The sequence below is a fragment of the Pseudomonas sp. SWRI111 genome (assembly GCF_014268555.1).
Taxonomy (GTDB): domain Bacteria; phylum Pseudomonadota; class Gammaproteobacteria; order Pseudomonadales; family Pseudomonadaceae; genus Aquipseudomonas; species Aquipseudomonas hamedanensis.
Genome location: NZ_JABWQQ010000018.1, coordinates 21,187 through 44,709 on the forward strand (window position 1 = coordinate 21,187; position 23,523 = coordinate 44,709).

Annotated in this window: 20 protein-coding genes and 1 other RNA gene; 18 read left to right on the forward strand and 3 right to left on the reverse strand. The window is 61.5% G+C overall.

The features are described from left to right. Positions 1–47 precede the first annotated feature (47 nt). From rsmI to lpxC, 18 genes are all read left to right on the forward strand, one after another. Positions 48–953, forward strand: a complete 906-nt coding sequence (gene rsmI / locus HU755_RS19790; protein WP_186635732.1) for a 16S rRNA (cytidine(1402)-2'-O)-methyltransferase — start codon at positions 48–50, stop codon at positions 951–953. Between the two features lie 73 nt (positions 954–1,026). Then, positions 1,027–1,380, forward strand: an RNA gene (gene rnpB, locus HU755_RS19795) — RNase P RNA component class A. Positions 1,381–1,780: 400 nt separating this feature from the next. After that, entirely contained in the window at positions 1,781–2,236 is a 456-nt protein-coding gene (gene mraZ / locus HU755_RS19800) for a division/cell wall cluster transcriptional repressor MraZ (RefSeq protein WP_122590036.1), read from the forward strand. A 2-nt stretch (positions 2,237–2,238) separates the two neighbouring features. Next, on the forward strand, positions 2,239–3,180 hold the full coding sequence (gene rsmH / locus HU755_RS19805) for a 16S rRNA (cytosine(1402)-N(4))-methyltransferase RsmH (protein ID WP_186619894.1): 942 nt from the start codon (positions 2,239–2,241) through the stop codon (positions 3,178–3,180). Continuing rightward, positions 3,177–3,470 (forward strand): cell division protein FtsL, encoded by a 294-nt coding sequence (gene ftsL / locus HU755_RS19810; RefSeq protein ID WP_095123194.1) that lies wholly within the window; start codon positions 3,177–3,179, stop codon positions 3,468–3,470. The genes rsmH and ftsL overlap by 4 nt, the downstream gene beginning before the upstream one ends. Next, positions 3,470–5,209: a penicillin-binding protein 2 gene (locus HU755_RS19815; protein WP_186619895.1), complete on the forward strand. Its 1,740-nt coding sequence runs from the start codon at positions 3,470–3,472 to the stop codon at positions 5,207–5,209. The genes ftsL and HU755_RS19815 overlap by 1 nt, the downstream gene beginning before the upstream one ends. Then, positions 5,209–6,672, forward strand: coding sequence for a UDP-N-acetylmuramoyl-L-alanyl-D-glutamate--2,6-diaminopimelate ligase (locus tag HU755_RS19820; protein ID WP_186635735.1), 1,464 nt, complete (start codon positions 5,209–5,211; stop codon positions 6,670–6,672). Before HU755_RS19815 ends, HU755_RS19820 begins: the two co-directional genes overlap by 1 nt. Beyond that, positions 6,665–8,032, forward strand: coding sequence for a UDP-N-acetylmuramoyl-tripeptide--D-alanyl-D-alanine ligase (murF, locus tag HU755_RS19825; protein WP_186635737.1), 1,368 nt, complete (start codon positions 6,665–6,667; stop codon positions 8,030–8,032). Before HU755_RS19820 ends, murF begins: the two co-directional genes overlap by 8 nt. Beyond that, entirely contained in the window at positions 8,032–9,114 is a 1,083-nt protein-coding gene (mraY, locus tag HU755_RS19830) for a phospho-N-acetylmuramoyl-pentapeptide-transferase (RefSeq protein ID WP_126366224.1), read from the forward strand. The genes murF and mraY overlap by 1 nt, the downstream gene beginning before the upstream one ends. Positions 9,115–9,119: 5 nt before the next feature. Further along, positions 9,120–10,466 carry a UDP-N-acetylmuramoyl-L-alanine--D-glutamate ligase gene (gene murD, locus HU755_RS19835; protein ID WP_186635740.1) on the forward strand — a complete coding sequence of 449 codons (1,347 nt, stop codon included), beginning with the start codon at positions 9,120–9,122 and terminating at the stop codon, positions 10,464–10,466. Between the two features lie 2 nt (positions 10,467–10,468). Next, on the forward strand, positions 10,469–11,680 hold the full coding sequence (gene ftsW, locus HU755_RS19840; RefSeq protein WP_186549160.1) for a putative lipid II flippase FtsW: 1,212 nt from the start codon (positions 10,469–10,471) through the stop codon (positions 11,678–11,680). Next, positions 11,670–12,740, forward strand: coding sequence for an undecaprenyldiphospho-muramoylpentapeptide beta-N-acetylglucosaminyltransferase (gene murG / locus HU755_RS19845; RefSeq protein WP_186635743.1), 1,071 nt, complete (start codon positions 11,670–11,672; stop codon positions 12,738–12,740). The genes ftsW and murG overlap by 11 nt, the downstream gene beginning before the upstream one ends. Next, a complete protein-coding gene (gene murC, locus HU755_RS19850) occupies positions 12,733–14,193 on the forward strand; it encodes a UDP-N-acetylmuramate--L-alanine ligase (RefSeq protein ID WP_186549011.1) in 1,461 nt (486 codons plus the stop codon). Before murG ends, murC begins: the two co-directional genes overlap by 8 nt. Further along, a complete protein-coding gene (locus HU755_RS19855) occupies positions 14,190–15,149 on the forward strand; it encodes a D-alanine--D-alanine ligase (RefSeq protein ID WP_186549013.1) in 960 nt (319 codons plus the stop codon). Before murC ends, HU755_RS19855 begins: the two co-directional genes overlap by 4 nt. A gap of 4 nt (positions 15,150–15,153) precedes the next feature. Continuing rightward, positions 15,154–16,020, forward strand: a complete 867-nt coding sequence (locus HU755_RS19860; protein WP_039761388.1) for a cell division protein FtsQ/DivIB — start codon at positions 15,154–15,156, stop codon at positions 16,018–16,020. A gap of 15 nt (positions 16,021–16,035) precedes the next feature. Next, positions 16,036–17,295: a cell division protein FtsA gene (gene ftsA / locus HU755_RS19865; protein WP_186549015.1), complete on the forward strand. Its 1,260-nt coding sequence runs from the start codon at positions 16,036–16,038 to the stop codon at positions 17,293–17,295. A 104-nt stretch (positions 17,296–17,399) separates the two neighbouring features. Continuing rightward, positions 17,400–18,596 (forward strand): cell division protein FtsZ, encoded by a 1,197-nt coding sequence (gene ftsZ / locus HU755_RS19870; protein WP_016986475.1) that lies wholly within the window; start codon positions 17,400–17,402, stop codon positions 18,594–18,596. A 112-nt stretch (positions 18,597–18,708) separates the two neighbouring features. Then, positions 18,709–19,620, forward strand: coding sequence for a UDP-3-O-acyl-N-acetylglucosamine deacetylase (gene lpxC, locus HU755_RS19875; protein WP_007939852.1), 912 nt, complete (start codon positions 18,709–18,711; stop codon positions 19,618–19,620). Between the two features lie 173 nt (positions 19,621–19,793). On the opposite strand, the gene HU755_RS19880 is transcribed toward lpxC, so the two are convergent. From HU755_RS19880 to HU755_RS19890, 3 genes are all read right to left on the reverse strand, one after another. Further along, positions 19,794–21,302, reverse strand: a complete 1,509-nt coding sequence (locus HU755_RS19880; protein WP_186619816.1) for a sensor domain-containing diguanylate cyclase — start codon at positions 21,300–21,302, stop codon at positions 19,794–19,796. 218 nt (positions 21,303–21,520) lie between these two features. Then, positions 21,521–22,837, reverse strand: coding sequence for an OprD family outer membrane porin (locus HU755_RS19885; protein WP_186635746.1), 1,317 nt, complete (start codon positions 22,835–22,837; stop codon positions 21,521–21,523). A gap of 197 nt (positions 22,838–23,034) precedes the next feature. Next, entirely contained in the window at positions 23,035–23,256 is a 222-nt protein-coding gene (locus HU755_RS19890) for a hypothetical protein (protein WP_186619818.1), read from the reverse strand. Positions 23,257–23,523 lie beyond the last annotated feature (267 nt).

Here is a 23,523-nt window from a genome sequence, read left to right on the forward strand (position 1 = left end):
AAACCCGGGGCGGGTGAAGCGCATCGCAAGCTGCGTGACGCGCTACAATGGCCGCTTTTACCGATCACGAGGTGTGCGCTTTGACTGCTCCAGGTTCCCTGAATTCCGCTGCTGGCTCGCTTTATGTGGTGGCGACGCCCATCGGCAACCTGGACGACATCAGCGCCCGGGCCCTGAAAATCCTTCGTGAGGTGGCGCTGATTGCGGCCGAGGACACGCGTCACTCGGCGCGGCTGATGCAGCATTTCGGGATTTCCACGCCGCTGGCGGCTTGCCACGAACATAACGAACGAGATGAAGGTAGCCGTTTTATCACCCGTTTGCTGGCGGGCGACAACGTCGCGCTGATTTCCGATGCCGGTACGCCGCTGATTTCCGATCCGGGTTATCACCTGGTGCGTCAGGCCCGTGCTGCCGGAATCAATGTGGTGCCGGTACCGGGTGCTTGTGCCCTGATCGCTGCACTGTCGGCGGCGGGGCTGCCGTCGGACCGTTTCATCTTTGAAGGTTTTCTGCCGGCCAAGTCGGTCGGGCGCAAGGCTCGACTCGAGGCAGTAAAAGAAGAACCGCGCACGCTGATTTTTTATGAGGCCCCGCACCGCATTCTCGAATGTTTGCAGGACATGGAAGCAGTGTTCGGTGGCGAGCGCCACGCGTTGCTGGCCCGAGAGATCACCAAAACCTTCGAAACGCTTAAAGGCCTGCCGCTGTCGCAGTTGCGTGAATTTGTCGAATCCGACAGCAATCAGCAGCGCGGCGAATGCGTGGTGCTGGTGGCTGGCTGGACCGCCCCGGAGTCTGAAGACGCGGTCAGCAGCGAGGCGATGCGCATTCTTGACCTGTTGCTTGAAGAAATGCCACTCAAGCGCGCCGCCGCGTTGGCCGCGCAGATCACCGGTGAGCGCAAAAACGTGCTGTACCAGGTGGCGCTGGATAAACAGAAGGGCGAGTAACCCGTCGCGCAGACAGGTTTCGCGGCTATTAGCGCTTGTTCTTCAGGCGCGCTGCCGTTAACCTTCGCGGCGGAGAGTCGATCGGACAGTCGCTGCCCTCTATGAAAATTAGGGGGGGGAGGAAAGTCCGGGCTCCATAGGGCGAAGTGCCAGGTAATGCCTGGGAGGCGTGAGCCTACGGAAAGTGCCACAGAAAATAACCGCCTAAGCGCGCAAGCGCCGGTAAGGGTGAAAAGGTGCGGTAAGAGCGCACCGCACGACTGGCAACAGTTCGTGGCTAGGTAAACCCCACTTGGAGCAAGACCAAATAGGGTCCCAAGGCGTGGCCCGCGCTGGGACCGGGTAGGTTGCTAAAGATGTCCAGTGATGGCCATCGTAGACGAATGACTGTTCAAGACAGAACCCGGCTTACAGATCGACTCTCCACCTTTTTCTTTCCCTGCATGAAGCAAAGACCACAGGGCTGTGTAATATCGGCAGGCCTGCTCTGAAGTTCGGCAGCGGCAAACGCAGTAATAGCCATTTCCCACCTGCTTCAATCAACAGCAGAAGCGCTTTTGTAATACCGAAAAAATCTTACTCTTAACAAATTACTTTAACTTCCGAGCGCAGCTTTCAGTGCAGCCTCAAGTTATGGGTCAAAAGTCTCCGCCAGTTTCCCGTTGCACCTCCTTTTAAGCTCCTAAATCTCCGTTCTGTAAGGGTTTTCCTTTAATCCGCGCCTTGACGGTGTGGTGGGCGCATTCCTATAGTGTGCGCAAGTGGCGGAAAGTGGCATGAAGTGGGTTTTTTGAGCTCAAAACGATAAAAATTGGAGAAACGCAGACGTGTTTCGCGGAGCTAACGCTATCAGTCTCGATGCAAAGGGCCGTCTCGCCATGCCGAGCCGGTACCGTGACGAGCTCGATTCGCGCAGTTCCGGCCAATTGATCGTGACCATTGATGCCGTTGATCCGTGTCTGTGTGTCTATCCGCTCGACGAGTGGGAAATTATTGAAACCAAGTTGCGCGCGCTCCCTTCGCTACGCGAAGAGAACCGTCGCCTGCAACGTTTGCTGATTGGTAATGCCGTCGACCTCGAACTCGATGGCAGCGGTCGTTTCCTGGTTCCGCCGCGTCTGCGCGACTACGCCAAGCTGGATAAGCGCGCGATGCTGGTGGGCCAACTGAACAAGTTCCAATTGTGGGACGAGGATGCATGGAACGCGGTGTCTGCCGCTGACCTTGCTGCTATTCAACAACCGGGCGCGATGCCTGATGAACTGCGTGATTTGATCCTGTGACTATTGATAGCGGCTTTAACCACATCACCGTACTGCTTGACGAAGCCGTCGAGGCTCTCGCCGTACGTCCTGATGGCTGCTATCTGGACGGCACGTTCGGGCGCGGCGGGCACAGCCGGTTGATCCTCAGCCAGCTCGGGCCGGACGGTCGACTCATCGGATTCGACAAGGATCCACAAGCGATTGCCACCGGGCAAACGCTAGCGGCCGAAGACGGCCGCTTTGTCGTTGTGCAGCGCAGCTTTGCCGAGCTGGGTTCGGTGGTTGCCGAGCAAGGCCTGACCGGCAAGGTCAGCGGCATTCTGCTCGACCTGGGCGTGTCGTCGCCGCAGCTCGACGATGCCGAGCGCGGCTTCAGTTTCCTCAACGACGGTCCGCTGGACATGCGCATGGATCCGTCCCGTGGCATCAGCGCGGCCGAATTCGTCAACACCGCGCCGGCTGAAGAAATCGCCCGGGTGTTCAAGGAATATGGCGAAGAGCGGTTCTCCGGGCGTATGGCCCGTGCCGTCGCCGAGCGTCGTGACATCAAGCCGTTCGAGCGTACTGCCGATCTGGCCGAAGTGTTGAAAGTCGCCAACCCGGCGTGGGAAAAGGGCAAGAACCCGGCCACCCGTGCGTTCCAGGGTTTGCGCATTCACGTCAACAACGAACTGGGCGATCTGGAGGCTGGCCTCGAAGCCGCGCTCGAAGCTCTGGAAGTGGGCGGTCGTCTGGTGGTGATCAGCTTCCACTCGCTGGAAGACCGCATCGTCAAACTGTTCATGCGCAAGCTGGTGAAAGGCGAAGCCGACAACCTGCCGCGCAACCTGCCGGTTCGCCACGTCGCGTTCGAACCGAAAATCAAAATCCATGGCAAAGCGCAGACGGCCTCCGACGCCGAACTCAAGGCCAACCCACGTTCCCGTAGCGCCGTCATGCGCGTCGCGGAGAAGTTGCGGTGAGCAAGCTTTTCGCCAAGCCACTGCCCGGCGGCAGCTTTCTGATGCTGCTGCTGTTTGTCGGCGTGCTCGTATCGGCGATCGCCGTGTCTTACAGCGCGCACTGGAACCGGCAGTTGCTCAACACCCTTTATAACGAACTCAGCGTGCGCGACAAGGCGCAGGCCGAGTGGGGCCGGCTGATTCTCGAGCAAAGCACCTGGACCGCGCACAGTCGCATCGAAGTGCTCGCCACCGAACAATTGAAGATGCACATCCCTGGCGCGGCTGACGTGAAAATGGTGGCGCCATGATGAAACTCGAAGGCGCACTGTTCCCTTGGCGCTTCCGCCTGATGGTCGCACTGCTTGGCTTGATGGTCGCGGCGATCTGCTGGCGCATCATCGACCTGCAAGTGGTTGACCGTGACTTCCTCAAAGGGCAGGGCGATGCGCGCAGTCTGCGGCACATCCCGATTCCGGCGCACCGTGGCCTGATCACCGACCGTAACGGCGAACCGCTGGCCGTGAGTACCCCGGTGACCACGCTGTGGGCCAACGCCAAGGAAATGCAATCGGCCAAAGAGAAGTGGCCGGCGCTCGCCGCTGCGCTGGGCCAGGACCCGAAAGCCCTGAGCGAACGCCTCGAAGCCCAGGCCAACAAAGAATTCATTTACCTGGTGCGCGGGCTGACCCCCGAGCAGGGCCAGTCCGTGCTCGACCTGAAAGTGCCGGGCGTCTATGGCATCGAAGAATTCCGCCGGTTCTATCCGGCCGGTGAAGTCACCGCGCACATGGTCGGCTTTACCGACATCGACGATCACGGTCGTGAAGGCGTCGAACTCGCCTATGACGAATGGCTGGCCGGGGTGCCGGGCAAACGACAAGTCATCAAGGATCGCCGTGGCCGGCTGATCAAGGATGTCCAGGTCACCAAAAACGCCAAGGCCGGCAAGCCCTTGGCGTTGTCGATTGACCTGCGCCTGCAATACCTGGCCAACCGCGAACTGCGCAACGCGATCATCGAGAACGGCGCCAAGGCCGGCAGCCTGGTGATCATGGACGTGAAGACCGGCGAGATCCTCGCCATGGTCAACCAGCCGACCTACAACCCCAACAACCGTCGCAACCTGCAACCGGCGATGATGCGCAACCGCGCGATGATCGACGTGTTCGAACCGGGTTCGACCATGAAAGCCATCTCCATGAGCGCCGCGATCGAAACTGGCCGCTGGAAGCCGACCGACACCGTCGAGGTGTATCCGGGCTCGCTGCAGATCGGCAAATACACCATTAAGGACGTGTCGAAATCCGAAGGCCCGGTCCTCGACCTGACCGGCATTCTGATCAATTCCAGTAACGTCGGCATGAGTAAGGTCGCCTTTGATATCGGCGGCGAAACCATTTTCCGTCTGGCGCAGAAAGTCGGCCTCGGCCAGGACACCGGTCTGGGCTTCCCGGGCGAGCGCGTTGGCAACCTGCCGAACTACCGCGAGTGGCGCAAGGCTGAAACCGCGACGCTGTCGTACGGCTACGGTATTTCCGTGACCGCGATCCAGCTGGTGCATGCGTTCTCGGCGCTGGCCAACAACGGTCGCCTCGCGCCGCTGACCCTGATCAAAACCGACAAGATGCCGCAGACCACGCAAGTGCTGCCCGAAGCGGTGGCGAAAACCATGCAAGGCATGCTGCAGCAAGTGATCGAAGCCCCGCGCGGCGTGTTCCGTGCGCAGGTGCCGGCGTATCACGTCGGCGGCAAGTCGGGTACGGCGCGCAAGACCTCGGTCGGCACCAAGGGCTATGCCGAGAATTCCTACCGCTCGCTGTTCGCCGGTTTCGGCCCGATGAGCGATCCGCGTTACGCCATTGTTGTCGTGATCGATGAACCGACCAAGGCCGGTTACTTCGGTGGTCTGGTCTCGGCGCCGGTGTTCAGCCGTGTGATGTCCGGCACCCTGCGTCTGATGAACGTGACCCCGGACAACCTGCCAACCACGCAGCAGGCCAATGCCACCCCGGTCGTTCCGCTGAAAGCCAATGGAGGGCGCGGCTGATGTCATTAAGTCTGAACAAGATATTCCCCCACGCCGGCCACGATCTGTTGATCCGTGAACTGGCGCTGGACAGTCGCAACGTGCGCGCCGGCGACCTGTTTCTCGCCGTGCCCGGCGGCAAGTTCGATGGCCGCGCGCACATCGCCGATGCCTTGCAACGCGGTGCTGCGGCAGTTGCCTATGAAGTGGAAGGCGCCACCGTGCTGCCGATTACCGACGTGCCACTGATTCCGGTCAAAGGCCTGGCGGCGCAGCTGTCCGACATCGCCGGGCGCTTTTACGGTGAGCCGAGCCATCACCTGAACCTGATCGGCGTCACCGGCACCAACGGCAAGACCAGCGTGACCCAACTGGTCGCGCAGGCGCTGGATCTGCTCGGCCAGCATTGCGGGATCGTCGGCACGCTTGGTTCCGGCTTCTATGGCGCGCTGGAAAGCGGCCTGCACACCACGCCGAATCCGATCGCCGTGCAAGCGACCCTGGGCGACCTGAAAAAGGCCGGTGCCAAAGCCGTCGCCATGGAAGTCTCGTCCCACGGTCTGGATCAGGGCCGCGTGACGGCGCTGGCCTTCGACGTGGCGGTGATGACCAACCTGTCCCGCGATCATCTCGATTATCACGGCACCATGCAGGCGTACGCCGAGGCCAAGGCCAAGCTGTTTGCCTGGAATGACCTGAAGTGCCGCGTGGTCAACCTCGACGACGACTTCGGCCGGCAATTGGCGGCGGAAAAACGCGAGTCGCGGCTGATCACCTACAGCCTGCTCGACAGCAGTGCGTACCTGTATTGCCGCGAAGCACAGTTCGACGACCACGGCGTGCGCGCCACGCTGGTCACGCCGCAGGGCGAGCATCACCTGCGCAGCACATTGCTCGGGCGTTTCAACCTGAGCAACGTCTTGGCCGCGGTCGGTGCCTTGCTCGGTCTGGATTACGCCCTCGACGAAATTCTCAAGGTGCTGCCGAAGCTCGAAGGCCCGGCCGGACGCATGCAGCGTCTGGGCGGCGGCACGCAGCCGCTGGTAGTGGTCGATTACGCCCACACGCCGGATGCGCTGGAAAAAGTCCTGACCGCACTGCGTCCGCACGTCAAAGGCCAATTGCTGTGCCTGTTCGGCTGCGGCGGCGATCGCGATCGCGGCAAGCGTCCGTTGATGGCCGAGGTGGTCGAGCGTCTGGCCGATCAAGTGTTGGTCACCGATGACAATCCGCGCACTGAAGACCCGGCAGTGATTTTCGATGACATCCGCGCTGGTTTCACCGCTGTGGATAAAGTCACCTTCGTGGCCGGTCGCGGCCAGGCTATTGCGCAATTGATTGCCGGTGCGACCGCTGACGACGTCATTGTCCTCGCCGGCAAAGGCCACGAGGACTATCAGGAAATCAACGGCGTGCGCCATGCGTTTTCCGATCTGGTCGAGGCCGATCACGCCCTGACCGCGTGGGAGGTGGCCCATGCTTAAGGCCCTGACACTCAGCGAACTGATCAATGCACTCGACGCCCGCCTGATCGGCGACGATGCCAGTTTCAATGGCGTGAGCATCGACAGTCGCGCCATTCAGCCCGGCCAGTTGTTCATTGCCCTGACCGGCCCGCGTTTCGACGGTCATGATTATTTGAACGACGTCGCCGGCAAAGGCGCCGTGGCTGCACTGGTCGAGCGCGAAGTCGCCGACAGCGCGCTGCCGCAATTGCTGGTCAAGGACACCCGTCAGGCGCTGGGCCAGCTCGGCGCGCTGAATCGTGCGGCGTTTACTCAGCCAGTGGCGGCGGTGACCGGTTCCAGCGGCAAGACCACGGTCAAGGAAATGCTTGCGAGCATCCTGCGCACGCGCGGTCCGGTGCTGGCGACCCGTGGCAACCTGAACAATGACCTCGGCGTACCGCTGACCCTGATCGAACTGGCGCCGGAGCACACCTCTGCCGTGATCGAACTGGGCGCCTCGCGTCTGGGCGAAATCGCCTACACCGTCGGGCTGACCAAGCCGCACGTCGCGATCCTGAACAATGCCGGCACCGCCCACGTCGGTGAGTTTGGCGGTCCGGAAAAAATCGTCGAAGCCAAAGGCGAAATCATCGAAGGGCTGGCGGCCGATGGCATCGCCGTGCTCAACCTCGATGACAAGGCTTTTGCTATCTGGAAGGCCCGTGCAGCCGGTCGCCAGGTGCTGACCTTTGCCCTGAGCAACACCGAGGCGAATTTCCATGCCAGCGATCTGGCCACCGACGCGCGTGGTTGCCCGGCGTTCAACTTGCACACTCCAGAAGGCAGCGAGCGTGTGCAACTGAATCTGCTCGGTACCCATAACGTCGCCAACGCCATGGCCGCCGCCGCTGCCGCCCACGCCCTGGGCGTGTCGCTGTTCGGCATCGCCACCGGGCTGGGTGCTGTACAACCCGTCAAGGGCCGCACCGTCGCGCAACTGGCGAAAAACGGCATGCGCGTGATCGATGACACTTACAACGCAAACCCCACCTCGATGTGCGCGGCCGTTGATATACTCGCCGGCTTTTCCGGCCGCACCGTCCTGGTGCTCGGGGATATCGGCGAGTTGGGCGACTGGGCGGAGCAGGGGCACCGCGACGTGGGCGAGTACGCCCGAGGCAAGGTTTCCGCGCTTTATGCCGTCGGACCGAACATGGTTCACGCCGTAAACGCATTCGGTGAACAGGCGCATCACTTCGGCAGCCAAGCCGAACTGATCCAGGCCCTCGACGCCGAGCAGGACACAAACACCACCATTTTGATCAAGGGTTCGCGCAGTGCAGCGATGGAAAACATCGTTGCGGCTCTGTGCGGGTCCAGTCTGGAGAAACATTAATGCTGCTGCTGCTAGCGGAGTATCTGCAACAGTTCCACAAAGGCTTCGCGGTCTTTCAGTACCTGACCCTGCGCGGGATCCTCGGTGTGCTGACCGCGCTGGTCTTGTCGCTGTGCTATGGCCCGTGGATGATCCGCACGTTGCAGAACCGGCAGATCGGCCAGTCCGTTCGCAATGACGGCCCGCAATCGCACCTGTCCAAATCCGGCACGCCGACCATGGGTGGCGCGCTGATTCTGTCTTCGATTGGTGTCAGCACGCTGCTCTGGGCAGACCTGAGCAACCGTTACGTCTGGGTGGTGCTGTTGGTGACCCTGCTGTTCGGCGCCATCGGCTGGGTCGACGATTACCGCAAAGTCATCGAGAAGAACTCCCGCGGCCTGCCGAGCCGCTGGAAGTATTTCTGGCAGTCGGTGTTCGGCCTCGGCGCGGCGATCTTCCTTTATATGACTGCTTCCACGCCGGTGGAAACCACGCTGATCCTGCCGATGCTCAAGGACTACAGCATCCCGCTGGGCGCCGGTTTTATCGTGCTGACCTATTTTGTGATCGTCGGCTCGAGCAACGCGGTCAACCTGACTGACGGTCTCGACGGTCTGGCAATCATGCCGACGGTGATGGTCGGCGGCGGCCTGGGCATTTTCTGCTACCTGTCGGGTAACGTGAAATTCGCCGAATACCTGTTGATTCCTTACGTGCCGGGCGCGGGCGAGCTGATCGTGTTCTGCGGCGCGCTGATCGGTGCCGGCCTCGGCTTTCTCTGGTTCAACACTTACCCAGCGCAAGTGTTCATGGGCGACGTCGGTGCCCTGGCACTCGGCGCGGCATTGGGCACCATCGCGGTGATCGTCCGTCAGGAAATCGTCCTGTTCATCATGGGCGGCGTGTTCGTGATGGAAACCCTGTCCGTGGTCATTCAGGTTGCCTCATTCAAGCTGACCGGTCGCCGCGTGTTCCGCATGGCGCCGATTCACCACCACTTTGAACTCAAGGGCTGGCCCGAGCCGCGCGTGATCGTCCGTTTCTGGATCATCACCGTGATTCTCGTCCTGGTCGGCCTTGCCACCCTGAAGCTGAGGTAGAACGAGTGTCTCTGATCGCTTCTGACCACTTCCGCATCGTTGTCGGCCTCGGCAAGAGCGGCATGTCCCTGGTTCGCTTCCTGGCGAACCGGGGCACGTCGTTTGCCGTGGCCGACACGCGGGAAAATCCACCGGAACTGGCCACGCTCAAGCGTGACTATCCGCACGTGGAAGTGCGTTGTGGCGAGCTGGACGTCGAATTCCTCTGCCGTGCCGACGAGCTCTACGTGAGCCCCGGCCTGGCGCTGGCGACCCCGGCCCTGCAAGCCGCCGCGGCCCGTGGCGTGAAACTGTCCGGCGACATCGAACTGTTCGCGCGTAACGCGCGGGCGCCGATCGTCGCCATCAGCGGTTCCAACGCGAAAAGCACCGTGACCACCCTGGTTGGCGAGATGGCGGCTGCGGCCGGCAAGCGCGTGGCCGTCGGCGGTAACCTCGGCACCCCGGCGCTGGACCTGCTCAGCGATGACATCGAGTTGTACGTGATGGAGCTGTCGAGTTTTCAGTTGGAGACCACCGACCAGCTCAACGCCGAAGTCGCCACCGTGCTGAACATCAGCGAAGACCACATGGATCGCTACAGCGGTCTGCCGGCGTACCACCTGGCCAAGCACCGGATCTTCCGCGGCGCCAGGCAGTTCGTGGTCAACCGTCAGGATGCGTTGACCCGTCCGTTGATGGGCGAGGGCCAGCCATGCTGGACCTTCGGCCTGACCAAACCGGATTTCAAAGCCTTCGGTATCCGCGAAGAAGACGGCGAGAAGTATCTGGCCTTTGAATTCCAGAACCTGATGCCGGTGCGCGAGCTGAAGATTCGCGGCGCGCACAACCAGGCCAACGCCCTCGCGGCGCTGGCGCTGGGTCACGCTGTCGGCTTGCCGTTCGATGCCATGCTTTCGGCGCTGCGCACTTTTGCCGGTCTCGAACATCGCTGCCAGTGGGTGCGCGATCTTGACGGCGTGGCGTATTACAACGATTCCAAAGCCACCAACGTTGGCGCCGCACTGGCCGCCATCGAAGGCCTCGGCGCGGACATCGACGGCAAGGTCATTCTGATCGCCGGCGGTGACGGCAAGGGCGCCGAGTTCAAGGATCTGCGCGATCCAGTGGCGGCCAACTGCCGCGCCGTGGTGCTGATGGGCCGTGACAGCGACAAGATCGGTGAGGCCATCGGTGATGCCGTGCCACTGATTCGCGCGACTTCGCTGGTCGACGCCGTCGCGCAATGCCGCGCCGCCGCGCAAGCGGGTGATGTGGTGCTGTTGTCGCCGGCCTGCGCCAGTTTCGACATGTTCAAGAATTACGAAGACCGTGGTCACCAGTTCGTCCGCGCTGTGGAGGAATTGGCATGAACCTGAGAAACATCATCAAGCCGTACCCGTCGCCGCTGATCACCGGGCGTGGCATCGACCTCGACTTCCCGATGCTGGCCGGTTGTCTGGCGCTGCTCGGTCTGGGCCTGATCATGATCGCTTCGGCCTCCACCGAAGTGGCGGCGGCGCAGTCGGGCAGCCCGCTGTATTACATGATTCGCCACCTTATTTATGTGGTGCTGGGGCTGGGCGCGTGCATCGTCACCATGATGATCCCGATCGCCACCTGGCAACGCCTCGGCTGGTTGATGCTGCTCGGCGCCTTTGGTCTGCTGGTGATGGTGATCATCCCGGGCATCGGCCGTGAAGTGAACGGTTCGATGCGCTGGATCGGCTTCAGCTTCTTCAACGTGCAACCCTCGGAAATCGCCAAGGTGTTTGTGGTGATCTACCTCGCCGGCTATCTGGTGCGCCGCCAGAAAGAAGTGCGCGAGAGCTGGATGGGCTTCTTCAAGCCGTTCATCGTGCTGCTGCCGATGGCCGGTCTGTTGCTGATGGAGCCGGACTTCGGTGCCACCGTGGTGATGATGGGCGCGGCGGCGGCGATGCTGTTTCTTGGCGGGGTCGGGCTGTTCCGTTTCTCGCTGATGGTGGTGCTGGCGGTCGGCGCCGTGGTCTTGTTGATTCAGATGCAGCCGTATCGAATGGCGCGTCTGACCAACTTTGCCGACCCATGGGCTGACCAGTTCGGCGCTGGTTATCAACTGTCGCAAGCCTTGATCGCGTTCGGTCGCGGCGAGTGGCTGGGCGTTGGCCTGGGTAACAGCGTGCAGAAACAGTTCTATCTGCCGGAAGCACACACCGACTTCGTGTTCTCGGTGTTGGCCGAGGAGCTCGGCGCCGTGGGTTCGCTGTGCACCGTGGCGCTGTTCGTGTTCGTGTGTATTCGCGGCATGTACATCGGCCTGTGGGCGGAGAAGGCCAAGCAGTTTTTCGCCGCTTACGTGGCTTACGGTCTGTCGTTCCTGTGGATTGGTCAGTTCCTGATCAACATCGGCGTGAACGTCGGCCTGCTGCCAACCAAAGGCCTGACCTTGCCGTTCCTCAGTTATGGCGGCAGCTCCTTGGTGATCTGCTGCGCCTGTCTGGGCTTGTTGCTGCGCATCGAGTGGGAGAGTCGAACCCACCTGGGCAGCGAAGAAATGGAATTCCATGAAAGCGACTTCGCCGAGGAGCCGACTCATGGGCGCTAACGTATTGATCATGGCCGGCGGTACCGGCGGCCACGTGTTTCCGGCGCTGGCCTGTGCCGGCGAGTTTCAGGCGCGCGGCTATACCGTGCACTGGCTCGGCACGCCACGCGGAATCGAGAACGAACTGGTGCCGGCGGCAGGTCTTGAGCTGCACCGCATCAACGCCAGCGGTCTGCGCGGCAAGGGCAAGCTGTCGCTGCTCAAGGCGCCATTGATGCTGCTCAAATCGGTGTGGCAGGCGCGGGCGATCATGCGCCGCTTGAAGCCGGTATGCGTGGTGGGCTTTGGTGGTTATGTGACCGGCCCCGGCGGTCTGGCCGCGAAACTGGCCGGTGTGCCGGTGATCGTTCACGAGCAGAACGCCGTGGCCGGCACCGCCAATCGGTTGCTGGTGCCGTTCGCCGCCCGGGTGTGTGAAGCGTTCCCCGACACCTTTACTCTGTCGGACAGCCGCCGTACCACCGGTAATCCGGTGCGCAGCGAGCTGTTCCTCGATACACCGCGACCGGCGCTGGCCGGGCGCAAAGCGCGTTTGCTGATCCTGGGCGGAAGCCTGGGCGCAGAGCCGTTGAACAAGTTGCTGCCTGAAGCCCTGGCCCAAGTCGCTGCCGACCTGCGCCCGGAAGTGTTTCATCAGGCCGGCAAAAATCACGATGAAGTGACTGCCGAGCGTTACCGCGCCGCGGGCGTGGACGCGCAAGTGCAGCCATTCATCAAAGACATGGCCCAGGCCTATGGCTGGGCTGACCTGGTGGTGTGCCGCGCTGGCGCGCTGACCATCAGTGAGCTGGCGGCCGCCGGTCTGCCCTCGATGCTGGTGCCTTTGCCCCACGCGATCGACGATCACCAGACCCGCAACGCCGATTATTTGGCCCGCGAAGGCGCTGCCTTCCTGATGCCGCAAAGAACGACTGGTGCCGCGGACCTTGCCGCGCGCCTGACAGAGGTCTTGATGCAACCGCAACGACTCGAAGCAATGGCCCAAGCGGCCCGCCGACTGGCCAAACCCGATGCCACCCGTAGCGTGGTCGATACCTGTCTGGAGGTGGCCCATGGTTGAGAATCAGAAAGCCATGCCACAACCGGAAATGCGCCGCATCCGTCGCATCCACTTCGTCGGCATCGGCGGCGTGGGCATGTGCGGTATCGCCGAAGTGTTGTTGAACCTGGGCTATCAAGTCTCCGGTTCCGACCTCAAAGCTTCGCCGGTCACCGAGCGCCTGGAATCCTTCGGTGCGCAGATTTTTATCGGCCACCGGGCCGAGAACGCTGCTGCCGCTGATGTGCTGGTGGTGTCGAGCGCTGTAAACACCTCCAACCCGGAAGTCGCGACTGCGCTCGAGCGCCGTATTCCGGTGGTGCCGCGTGCCGAAATGCTCGCCGAGCTGATGCGCTACCGCCATGGCATTGCCGTCGCCGGTACCCACGGCAAAACCACCACCACCAGCCTGATCGCTTCGGTGTTCGCCGCCGGTGGCCTCGACCCGACGTTCGTTATCGGTGGTCGTCTGAATGCGGCGGGCACCAATGCCCAGCTTGGCACCAGTCGCTACCTGATCGCTGAAGCTGACGAAAGCGATGCGAGCTTCCTGCACCTGCAACCGCTGGTGGCCGTGGTCACCAATATCGACGCCGACCACATGGCGACCTACGACGGTGACTTCAACAAACTGAAGAAAACCTTCGTCGAGTTCCTGCACAACCTGCCGTTCTACGGTTTGGCGGTGATGTGCCTGGACGACCCGGTGGTGCGCGAAATCCTGCCGCTGGTGAAGCGTCCGACCGTGACCTACGGCTTCAGTGAAGACGCTGACGTGCGCGCGATCAATGTGCGCCAGCAAGGCATGCAGACCTTCTTCACCGTGTTGCGTCCAGACCGCGAGCCGCTGGAAGTGTCGGTGAACATGCCCGGCAACCACAACGTGCTCAACTCGCTGGCGACCATCTGCATCGCCACCGACGAAGGCGTCAGCGATGAAGCCATCGTCCAGGGCCTGTCGGGTTTCCAGGGTGTCGGTCGACGCTTCCAGGTCTACGGCGAACTGCCGGTGGACGGCGGCCACGTGATGCTCGTTGACGACTACGGTCATCACCCTACCGAAGTCGCAGCCGTGATCAAAGCCGTGCGCGGTGGCTGGCCGGAGCGGCGTCTGGTGATGGTTTACCAGCCGCACCGCTACAGCCGCACCCGCGACCTGTACGACGATTTCGTCAATGTGCTGGCCGACGCCAACGTGCTGCTGCTGATGGAAGTCTATCCGGCCGGCGAAGAGCCGATTCCGGGCGCCGACAGCCGCAAGCTGTGCAACAGCATTCGCCAGCGCGGTCAGCTCGACCCGATCTACATCGAGCGTGGCGTCGATCTGGCGCCGCTGGTCAAGCCACTGCTGCGCGCCGGCGACATTCTGTTGTGCCAGGGCGCCGGTGATATCGGCGGTCTCGCGCCGAAGCTGTTGAAAAGTGAATTGTTCGCCGGCGCCGTGGCGGCGTCGGTCGAGGGGAAGTTGAAATGACTGCTGCCTACGCCAAACTGTTCTCCACCCTCGCGCCGAAAGACTTCGGCCGCGTCGCCGTGCTCTTCGGCGGGCTGAGTGCCGAGCGTGAGGTTTCGTTGAAATCCGGTAACGCCGTGCTCGAGGCGCTGCAAAGCGCTGGCGTGGACGCGTTCGGCATCGATGTTGGCGCAGATTTCCTGCAGCGTCTGCTCAGCGAAAAGATCGACCGCGCATTCATCATTCTTCACGGTCGTGGCGGTGAAGACGGCAGCATGCAGGGTTTGCTCGAGTGCGCGGGCATTCCGTACACCGGCAGCGGCATTCTGGCGTCCGCGCTGGCGATGGACAAACTGCGCACCAAGCAGGTCTGGCACAGCCTCGGGATCCCGACACCGCGTCACGCCGTGCTGTGCAGCGAAGCCGATTGTATTTCGGCGGCGACGGAACTGGGCTTCCCTTTGATCGTCAAACCGGCGCATGAAGGTTCAAGTATCGGGATGGCCAAAGTGAGTTCTGCGTCCGAGTTGATCGACGCATGGAAAGCGGCCAGTACCTACGATTCGCAAGTGTTGGTCGAGCAATGGATTCAAGGTCCGGAGTTCACCATCGCCACCCTGCGTGACCAGGTGTTGCCTCCTATTGCCCTGGGTACACCGCACACGTTCTACGACTACGACGCCAAGTACATCGCCAACGATACCCAGTACCGCATTCCGTGCGGGCTGGATGCCGCCAAGGAACAAGAACTCATGGAACTCACGGCCAAGGCCTGTGAGGCGCTGGGTATCGCCGGTTGGGGCCGGGCGGACGTGATGCAGGACGCCGACGGGCAGTTCTGGTTCCTGGAAGTCAATACCGCACCGGGCATGACCGACCACAGTCTGGTGCCGATGGCGGCCCGTGCCGCCGGTCTGGATTTCCAGCAACTGGTCCTGGCCATTCTGGCGGCCAGCGTTGAAGAGTCGAGAGGTTAAGGGCATGCAAGGCGCGCATCTCAGACATCAGCCACCCGCACCCGGCCGCAAGCCGGTGCCGCGGGGTGCCAGCCGAATGGTGGCGAAAGAGCCGATGTCCGCGCGCCTGCCGAAAGCCAATTTCAGCTTTCTGAAAAGTCTGTTCTGGCCGGTGCTGCTGGTAGCGCTGGGCTTCGGTACTTACGAAGGCGCGCAGCGTCTGCTGCCCTACGCCGACCGGCCGATCAGCAAGATCGCGGTGCAGGGCGACCTGAGCTACATCAGCCAGCAGGCGGTGCAGCAGCGGATCGCCCCGTTCGTGGCGTCGAGCTTCTTCACCATCGACCTCGCCGGCATGCGCACCGAGCTTGAGCAGATGCCCTGGATCGCCCACGCCGAAGTGCGCCGGGTGTGGCCGGATCAGGTGGTGATCCGCCTCGAAGAGCAACTGCCGGTGGCGCGTTGGGGTGACGAGTCGTTGCTGAACAACCAGGGCCAGGCGTTCACGCCCAAGGAACTGGCGAACTACGAACACCTGCCACAGCTGTTCGGCCCACAACGGGCCCAGCAGCAAGTGATGCAGCAGTATCAGGTGCTGAGCCAGATGCTGCGCCCGCTGGGCTTTTCGATTGCACGCCTGGAATTGCGTGAACGCGGCAGCTGGTTTTTGACCACCGGTGCCGGCAGTTCCGGCCCCGGCATCGAGTTGCTGCTGGGACGCGGCAACCTGGTGGAAAAGATGCGCCGCTTCATCGCCATCTATGACAAGACGCTGAAAGAGCAGATTACGAACATTGCGCGGATCGATCTGCGCTACGCCAACGGCCTCGCCGTTGGCTGGCGGGAACCCGTAGCGCCGACGACAGCCCAACCCGCTGTCGCAAAGAATTAAGAAGAGGCAGGACCCATGGCAAACGTGCAAAGCGGCAAAATGATCGTCGGTCTGGATATCGGCACCTCCAAAGTGGTGGCGCTGGTAGGCGAGGTCGCGGACGACGGCACGCTGGAAATCGTCGGTATCGGTACGCACCCGTCCCGCGGCCTGAAGAAGGGCGTGGTGGTGAACATCGAGTCCACCGTGCAATCGATCCAGCGCGCGATCGAAGAAGCCCAGTTGATGGCGGGCTGCCGCATTCACTCGGCATTTGTCGGCGTGGCCGGCAATCACATCCGCAGCCTGAACTCCCACGGCATCGTCGCGATTCGTGATCGCGAAGTCAGCTCGGCTGACCTTGAGCGTGTGCTCGACGCCGCCCAGGCCGTGGCGATCCCGGCCGACCAGCGCGTGCTGCACACCCTGCCGCAGGATTACGTGATCGATAACCAGGAAGGCGTGCGCGAGCCACTGGGCATGTCCGGCGTGCGTCTGGAAGCCAAGGTTCACGTGGTCACCTGCGCCGTCAACGCCGCCCAGAACATTGAAAAATGCGTGCGTCGCTGCGGCCTGGAAATCGACGACATCATTCTTGAGCAACTGGCCTCGGCCTACTCGGTACTGACCGACGACGAAAAAGAGCTGGGCGTGTGCCTGGTCGACATCGGCGGCGGCACCACCGACATCGCGATCTTCACCGAGGGCGCGATCCGCCACACGGCCGTGATCCCGATTGCCGGTGATCAGGTGACCAACGACATCGCCATGGCGTTGCGCACCCCGACCCAGTACGCCGAAGAGATCAAGATCCGTTACGCCTGCGCCCTGGCCAAACTGGCCGGTGCCGGTGAAACCATCAAGGTGCCAAGCGTCGGCGACCGTCCACCGCGCGAGCTGTCGCGGCAGGCCCTGGCCGAAGTGGTCGAGCCGCGTTACGACGAACTGTTCACGCTGATCCAGGCCGAGCTGCGTCGCAGCGGCTACGAAGACCTGATCCCGGCCGGCATCGTCCTGACCGGCGGTACGTCGAAGATGGAAGGCGCCACCGAACTGGCCGAAGAAATCTTCCACATGCCGGTGCGCCTCGGTGTGCCGCATGGCGTGAAAGGTCTGGATGACGTGGTGCGCAACCCGATTTATTCCACTGGCGTGGGCTTGCTGATGTATGGCCTGCAGAAGCAGTCCGACGGGGTTTCGTTCTCCGGCATCGGCAGCCGCGACAGCTACAGCAACGACGAGCCACAGGCGCCGTTGCTGGACCGCTTGAAAAAGTGGGTTCAGGGCAACTTTTAAGCGCAGCTCGAAGCGTCAAGCTTCGCGCTGCAAGCAGTAGCAGTAGATGCACCGCGACAAAAATGCAGTAGGCGAAAAAACTAGAGAATGTAAGGAGAGGGAAAATGTTTGAACTCGTAGACAACATCCCCGCAAGCCCGGTAATCAAAGTTATCGGTGTTGGCGGTGGCGGCGGCAACGCTGTCAATCACATGGTCAAGAGCAACATCGAAGGCGTTGAATTCATCTGCGCCAACACCGATGCTCAAGCGCTGAAAAACATCGGCGCGCGGACCATCCTGCAACTGGGCACTGGCGTGACCAAAGGCCTGGGTGCCGGCGCCAATCCTGAGGTCGGCCGTCAAGCCGCTCTGGAAGACCGCGAGCGTATTGCCGAAGTGCTGCAGGGCACCAACATGGTGTTCATCACCACCGGCATGGGCGGCGGTACCGGTACCGGTGCGGCGCCGATCATCGCCGAAGTGGCCAAGGAAATGGGCATCCTGACCGTTGCGGTCGTGACCCGTCCGTTCCCGTTCGAAGGCCGCAAGCGCATGCAGATCGCCGACGAAGGCATCCGCATGCTCTCGGAAAGCGTTGACTCGCTGATCACCATCCCGAACGAGAAGCTGCTGACCATCCTTGGCAAAGACGCCAGCCTGCTGTCGGCTTTCGCCAAGGCTGACGATGTCCTGGCCGGTGCCGTTCGCGGTATCTCCGACATCATCAAGCGTCCGGGCATGATCAACGTCGACTTCGCCGACGTACGTACCGTGATGAGCGAAATGGGCATGGCAATGATGGGCACTGGCTGCGCCAGCGGTCCGAACCGTGCGCGTGAAGCCACTGAAGCGGCAATCCGCAACCCGTTGCTGGAAGACGTGAACCTGCAAGGCGCACGCGGCATCCTGGTCAACATCACTGCCGGTCCTGACCTGTCCCTGGGTGAGTACTCCGACGTTGGTTCGATCATCGAAGCCTTCGCTTCCGAGCACGCCATGGTCAAGGTCGGCACCGTGATCGATCCGGACATGCGCGACGAGCTGCACGTCACTGTGGTTGCCACCGGTCTGGGCGCGAAAATCGAGAAGCCTGTGAAGGTCATCGACAACACCGTTCACACCTCCATGGCTTCGGCTCAGGTGCAACAACCGGCTCCGGCCCGTCAGGAAGCGCCAGCGGTGAACTACCGCGATCTGGACCGTCCGACCGTCATGCGCAACCAGGCTCAGGCCGGTGCTGCGGCTGCCGCGAAGATGAATCCGCAAGATGACCTGGACTACCTGGACATCCCGGCTTTCCTGCGTCGTCAGGCCGATTGATGGAATGTATCAGGGCTATGAAGGTGATTGGTGTTCAGCAAAGGCATGGTCTGCTATCATCGCCAGCCTTTGTTGATACCAGTTCGCAATTTGCGCTGAAGCGGCCCAAGCCATGATTAAACAACGCACACTGAAAAATATTATCCGTGCCACAGGTGTAGGCCTGCATTCCGGTGAGAAGGTCTACCTGACCCTCAAGCCTGCGCCTGTCGACACTGGCATTGTGTTTTGTCGCGCTGACCTTGACCCTGTGGTGCAGATTCCTGCCCGCGCGGAAAACGTCGGTGAAACCACTATGTCGACGACGCTGGTCAACGGCGACGTCAAAGTGGACACGGTAGAGCACTTGCTCTCGGCCATGGCTGGCCTGGGCATCGATAACGCCTACGTCGAGCTCTCCGCGTCCGAAGTCCCGATCATGGATGGCAGCGCTGGACCCTTCGTATTCCTGATTCAATCGGCAGGCCTGGAAGAACAGGACGCCGCCAAGAAATTCATCCGCATCCTGCGTGAAGTGACAGTGGAAGACGGCGACAAGCGCGCCACTTTCGTCCCTTTCGAAGGCTTCAAGGTGAGTTTCGAGATCGATTTCGATCACCCGGTATTCCGGGACCGCACCCAGAGTGCAAGCGTGGATTTTTCCAGCACTTCGTTCGTAAAAGAAGTCAGCCGCGCCCGTACCTTTGGTTTCATGAGTGACATCGAGTACTTGCGCAAGCACAACCTCGCACTCGGCGGCAGCGTTGAAAACGCGATCGTGGTCGACGCGGATGGCGTGTTGAACGAAGACGGTCTTCGTTATGAAGACGAGTTCGTCAAACACAAGATCCTCGATGCGATTGGCGACCTGTACCTGCTGGGCAACAGCCTGATTGGTGAGTTCAAAGGCTTCAAGTCCGGTCATGCACTGAACAACCAGCTGCTGCGCAAATTGATTGAGCAGACAGATGCGTGGGAAGTGGTGACGTTCGAAGACGCCAGCACCGCACCGATCTCTTACATGCGCCCGGTTGCGGCCGTGTAAGTAAAAAACCTCTCTAGTTTTTTGAAGGCCATCCTTGGATGGCCTTTTTTTATACCTGTGATTTCTCTGGTGATTGGGATGACGCTATCGCGAGCAGGCTCACTCCTACAGGGAACGCATTCCAATTGTAGGAGTGAGCCTGCTCGCGATAGGGCCGGTGGCCATTGCATCTCTCAAACCGACACCACGACCCGATTCCGCCCGCCTTCCTTGGCCTGATACAACGCCTTGTCCGCCGCAAACAGCAACTGCTCCAAGGTCATTTCGCTGGCCGATGTCCACGTCGCGATGCCGATACTCACGGTCATCGCCCGTTCAGCCCCATCGACCCACGGCAAGTTCTCCACGGCCTGACGAATCTGCTCGGCAATCTGCTGCGCGCCGGCGCTGTCGGTTTCGGCGAGAATCACCGAAAACTCCTCGCCGCCGTAACGCGCCACCAGATCCGCCGGGCGCCGGACGTTTTCGCTGATGACCCGGGCCAGCGTCTTCAACGCCTGATCGCCAGCCTGATGGCCATGCCGGTCGTTGAACGCCTTGAAGTGGTCGGCATCGATCATCATCACCGACAGCGGCTGGCCCGAGCGCTGGGCGCGGAACCACTCGTGACGCAACGTCTGATCGAGCATGCGCCGATTGGCTACGCCGGTCAGGTCGTCGGTGGCCGCCAGCTGCGCCAGTTCGCGCTCGGCGCGCTGGCGTCGGCGCAACTCGCGGGCCAGCAGCCAGGTCAGCCACAGCAGGCCCATGCACAGCACGCCGGTGGCGCCGCTGATCAGCAGGGCCGTGCGCCGCCACGTGCCGAACACTTCAGCGCTGGACAGCGCAACCATCACAGTCAACGGCAGATTGCCGACCCGTGAGTAGGTGTAGAGCCGGCGTTGTTCATCCATGCTGGACGTACTGGTGAAACTGCCGCTGCCATCGCGGTCGTTGAGAATTCGTATAACGTTGGGCCGATTGCCGAAGCTCTTGCCGACCGAGTCGCTCTGCAGGTACGGCTTCTGTGCGAGCAGAACGCCATCGCTGTTGATGATGTTCAGCGTACTGTCGGTGCCGATGTCGAGGCTTTTGAACAGGTCGTCGAAATAATCGAGTTTCAACGAAGCGACGGCTACGCCGAGGAACTCGCCGGTCTGCGAAGCAATGCGCCGGCTGAAGCTGATCCGCCACTGGTCAGCCTCGTCGCAGTCGCAACGGGTCTTGAACGGTCGGCTGATAAACATGCCCATGTCGCGGTTGAACGCATGGGCGAGAAAATAATCCCGGTCAGCGAAATTGCCCGGTTTCGGTTCGATGCGCGAGGAGTCGGCGATCACCTCGCCGTGCTTGTCGAGTAACAGGATGTCGCCTTTGAAGCGTGCGGTGGTGGAGCGATCGAACAACGCCAGATGGCGGATCTGTGGCGAGACGTTTTGCAGATCATCACGCTGGGCGGCGGCGATCAGGCCTTGCAGCGTCAGGTCGTACAGTTCGACGGTACGCAGCACATCGGCGTCAATCAGTTGCGCAATGGTGGTGGCGCGACGGGTGGCGGCTTCCTGTGCACTGGCGTGCTCGCGGATCAGCAAGAAGGTGACGATGCACACCATCGCAATCACGGTCAGCAGGCTGCCGCCGATCAACAACAGTTCGGGGCGACCGGTCTGGCCTGTGATGGACGGGGTGCGGTTGGCGATCATGATGGGGTTTCGGTTGGAGTGGTTTCATAAGCTTAGTAGGTGCTGACGCCGGACAACCTTGTGGGAGCGGGCTTGCTCCGGGCGGCGTTCCGACGAAAGCTGTCTATCAATCAATATTTCTATTAAGAGACACACCGCCTTCGTCGGAACGCCGCCCGGAGCAGGCTCGCTCCCACAGGGTAAATCAGCGAATCTGAAAGGGTGGCGCAGCGCCGATCTTAGAAGACGTTGATCGGGTAGTCGATGATCACGCGGTATTCATCGGTATCTGAATCAATCGCGCCATAACCGTTGCCGCCACGGTTGGTCGCCCATTGCAGGCGCAACGCCAGGTCCTTTGCCTGGCCGCTTTGCACGACGTACTGCAAATCGACGTCGCGTTCCCAGTGTCTGGCGTTGCGGCCATCGGCGCTGTACCAGTTGGCATAGCCCTGACTGTCTGGATCAGCCTTGGTCAGGTCCAGCGTACCGCGCGAATAGGACAGCGCCGAGGTCAGCCCGGGCACGCCGACGCCGGCGAAGTCATAGGCATATTTGAGCTTCCACGAGCGCTCGTTCGGCCCGTTGAAATCCGAGTATTGCTGGGAGTTGTCCAGATAAACGCTGTCGCCTTGGCTGATGTAGTCGAACGGCGTGTTGCCATTGACCCGCTGGTAGGCGGCGGTGACGCTATGGTGGCCGATGCCGACGGTGAAATGCAGGCTGTAAGTGTTGTTGTCGATATTGCCGAGCAGCGCATCGCCGGCGTCCTGCGTGTGATAGACGTGCAGGCCCGGGTTGAGGCTGATCAGGTCGTTCAGTTGCCAAGTGTAGTCGAGGTCGTAGTAGTACTGGTGCCAGATGTCTTTCAGTTCGGACGCGTACAGGCTGCTGGTCAAACCTTCGACGCCGCTCCAGGCCACGCCGGCCCAGTTCAAGTGCTGGCTCTCGGCGCCGTCCGCAAGCGTGCCGTATGAAGTGCCGATACGCGTATGCCCGCTCTGGTTGTAGGGCTTGGTGAAGCTGGCCTGGCCACCTTCGATCAGCCAGCCATCGAAGCTATGGTTGCTCAGGCTGACGCCACGAAAAGTCTGCGGCAGCATGCGCGTGTCGCCGCCGGCGATCACCGGGTTGGTGAGGAACAGATCGCCGGCCTTCAACTCGGTGTCGAACGCACGCATCTTCAACGTCGCGCCCGCGGTGGAAAACGACCCCGGCGCTTTGCCGTTGCCATCGCTGATGGGCAGGATGCTCGAGCCGTCCGTGCCGCCGCCCCCGTCGAGCTTCAGCCCGAGCATGGCGTGGGCATCCAGACCGAAGCCGACCGTGCCTTCGGTGTAGCCCGATTGAAACACGCCGAGAAAGCCCTGGCCCCACTCGATGTTGTCGTCCGCCTTCTGCAAGCGGTTGCGATTCATGTAGTAGTTGCGGGCGTTGAGGTTGAGGCTTGAACCGGCGACGAAACCTTGCGCGGGGGATTCATCGGCGTGGGCGACGGGTGCAATCGTTGCGGCTATTGCAATGAACATCGGACTAAAACGGACTGGGTAACGCACGTGCAGTGGAGCTCCTTGGGTCAGCTGACACCTCAATGGCTTGAGGGTGTTGATGTTTCTTGTTGTTACAGACGAACCGGACGGCTTTCAGACCACAACGAAAAAAGGCCGCTGAACGGCAGCGGCCTGGAATGACGACGGTTGAACGGGAAGAGCCAAACAACCGCGTCGAGGGAAACGTTGGTGTGTTGCGCGATTCAGCTGTCGGTCTCGCTGGCTTGCGCCTGGGAAGTCGCAGCCTGCGGGGCTTGCGTAGCGTTTTGCGCCTTGGCCATGACCTCGGCCTGATGCTGGTCGAACGCCTGAGCGCGGGCGACGTTGTGCGCCACGAACGACTGCGATTCTTCAGCCATCGCCATCGGCGAAAGGATCAATGAGGACAAAACGAACGCGCTGGCAATACCCATACTGTTGGACATCTGGAAAACCTTCTTGCTTGGCAAGTGCTGTTTGGTGCGGGCAAAGATAAGGTTGCCGGGGCTGGCGAAACAGCGTGATTTTCATAAATGACTGTTACAGCACAAGCAAAGATCGGCACGGGGAACAACCCGCTCTGTGCGTAATGGTGGCCTGTGGCGAGGGGATTTATCCCCGTTGGGCTGCGAAGCGGCCCCAAGAATTCCAGCGTCAAGGACTCCTTAGACCTTGTGCACAGGATTTGCGACTGCTGCGCAGCCGAGCGGGGA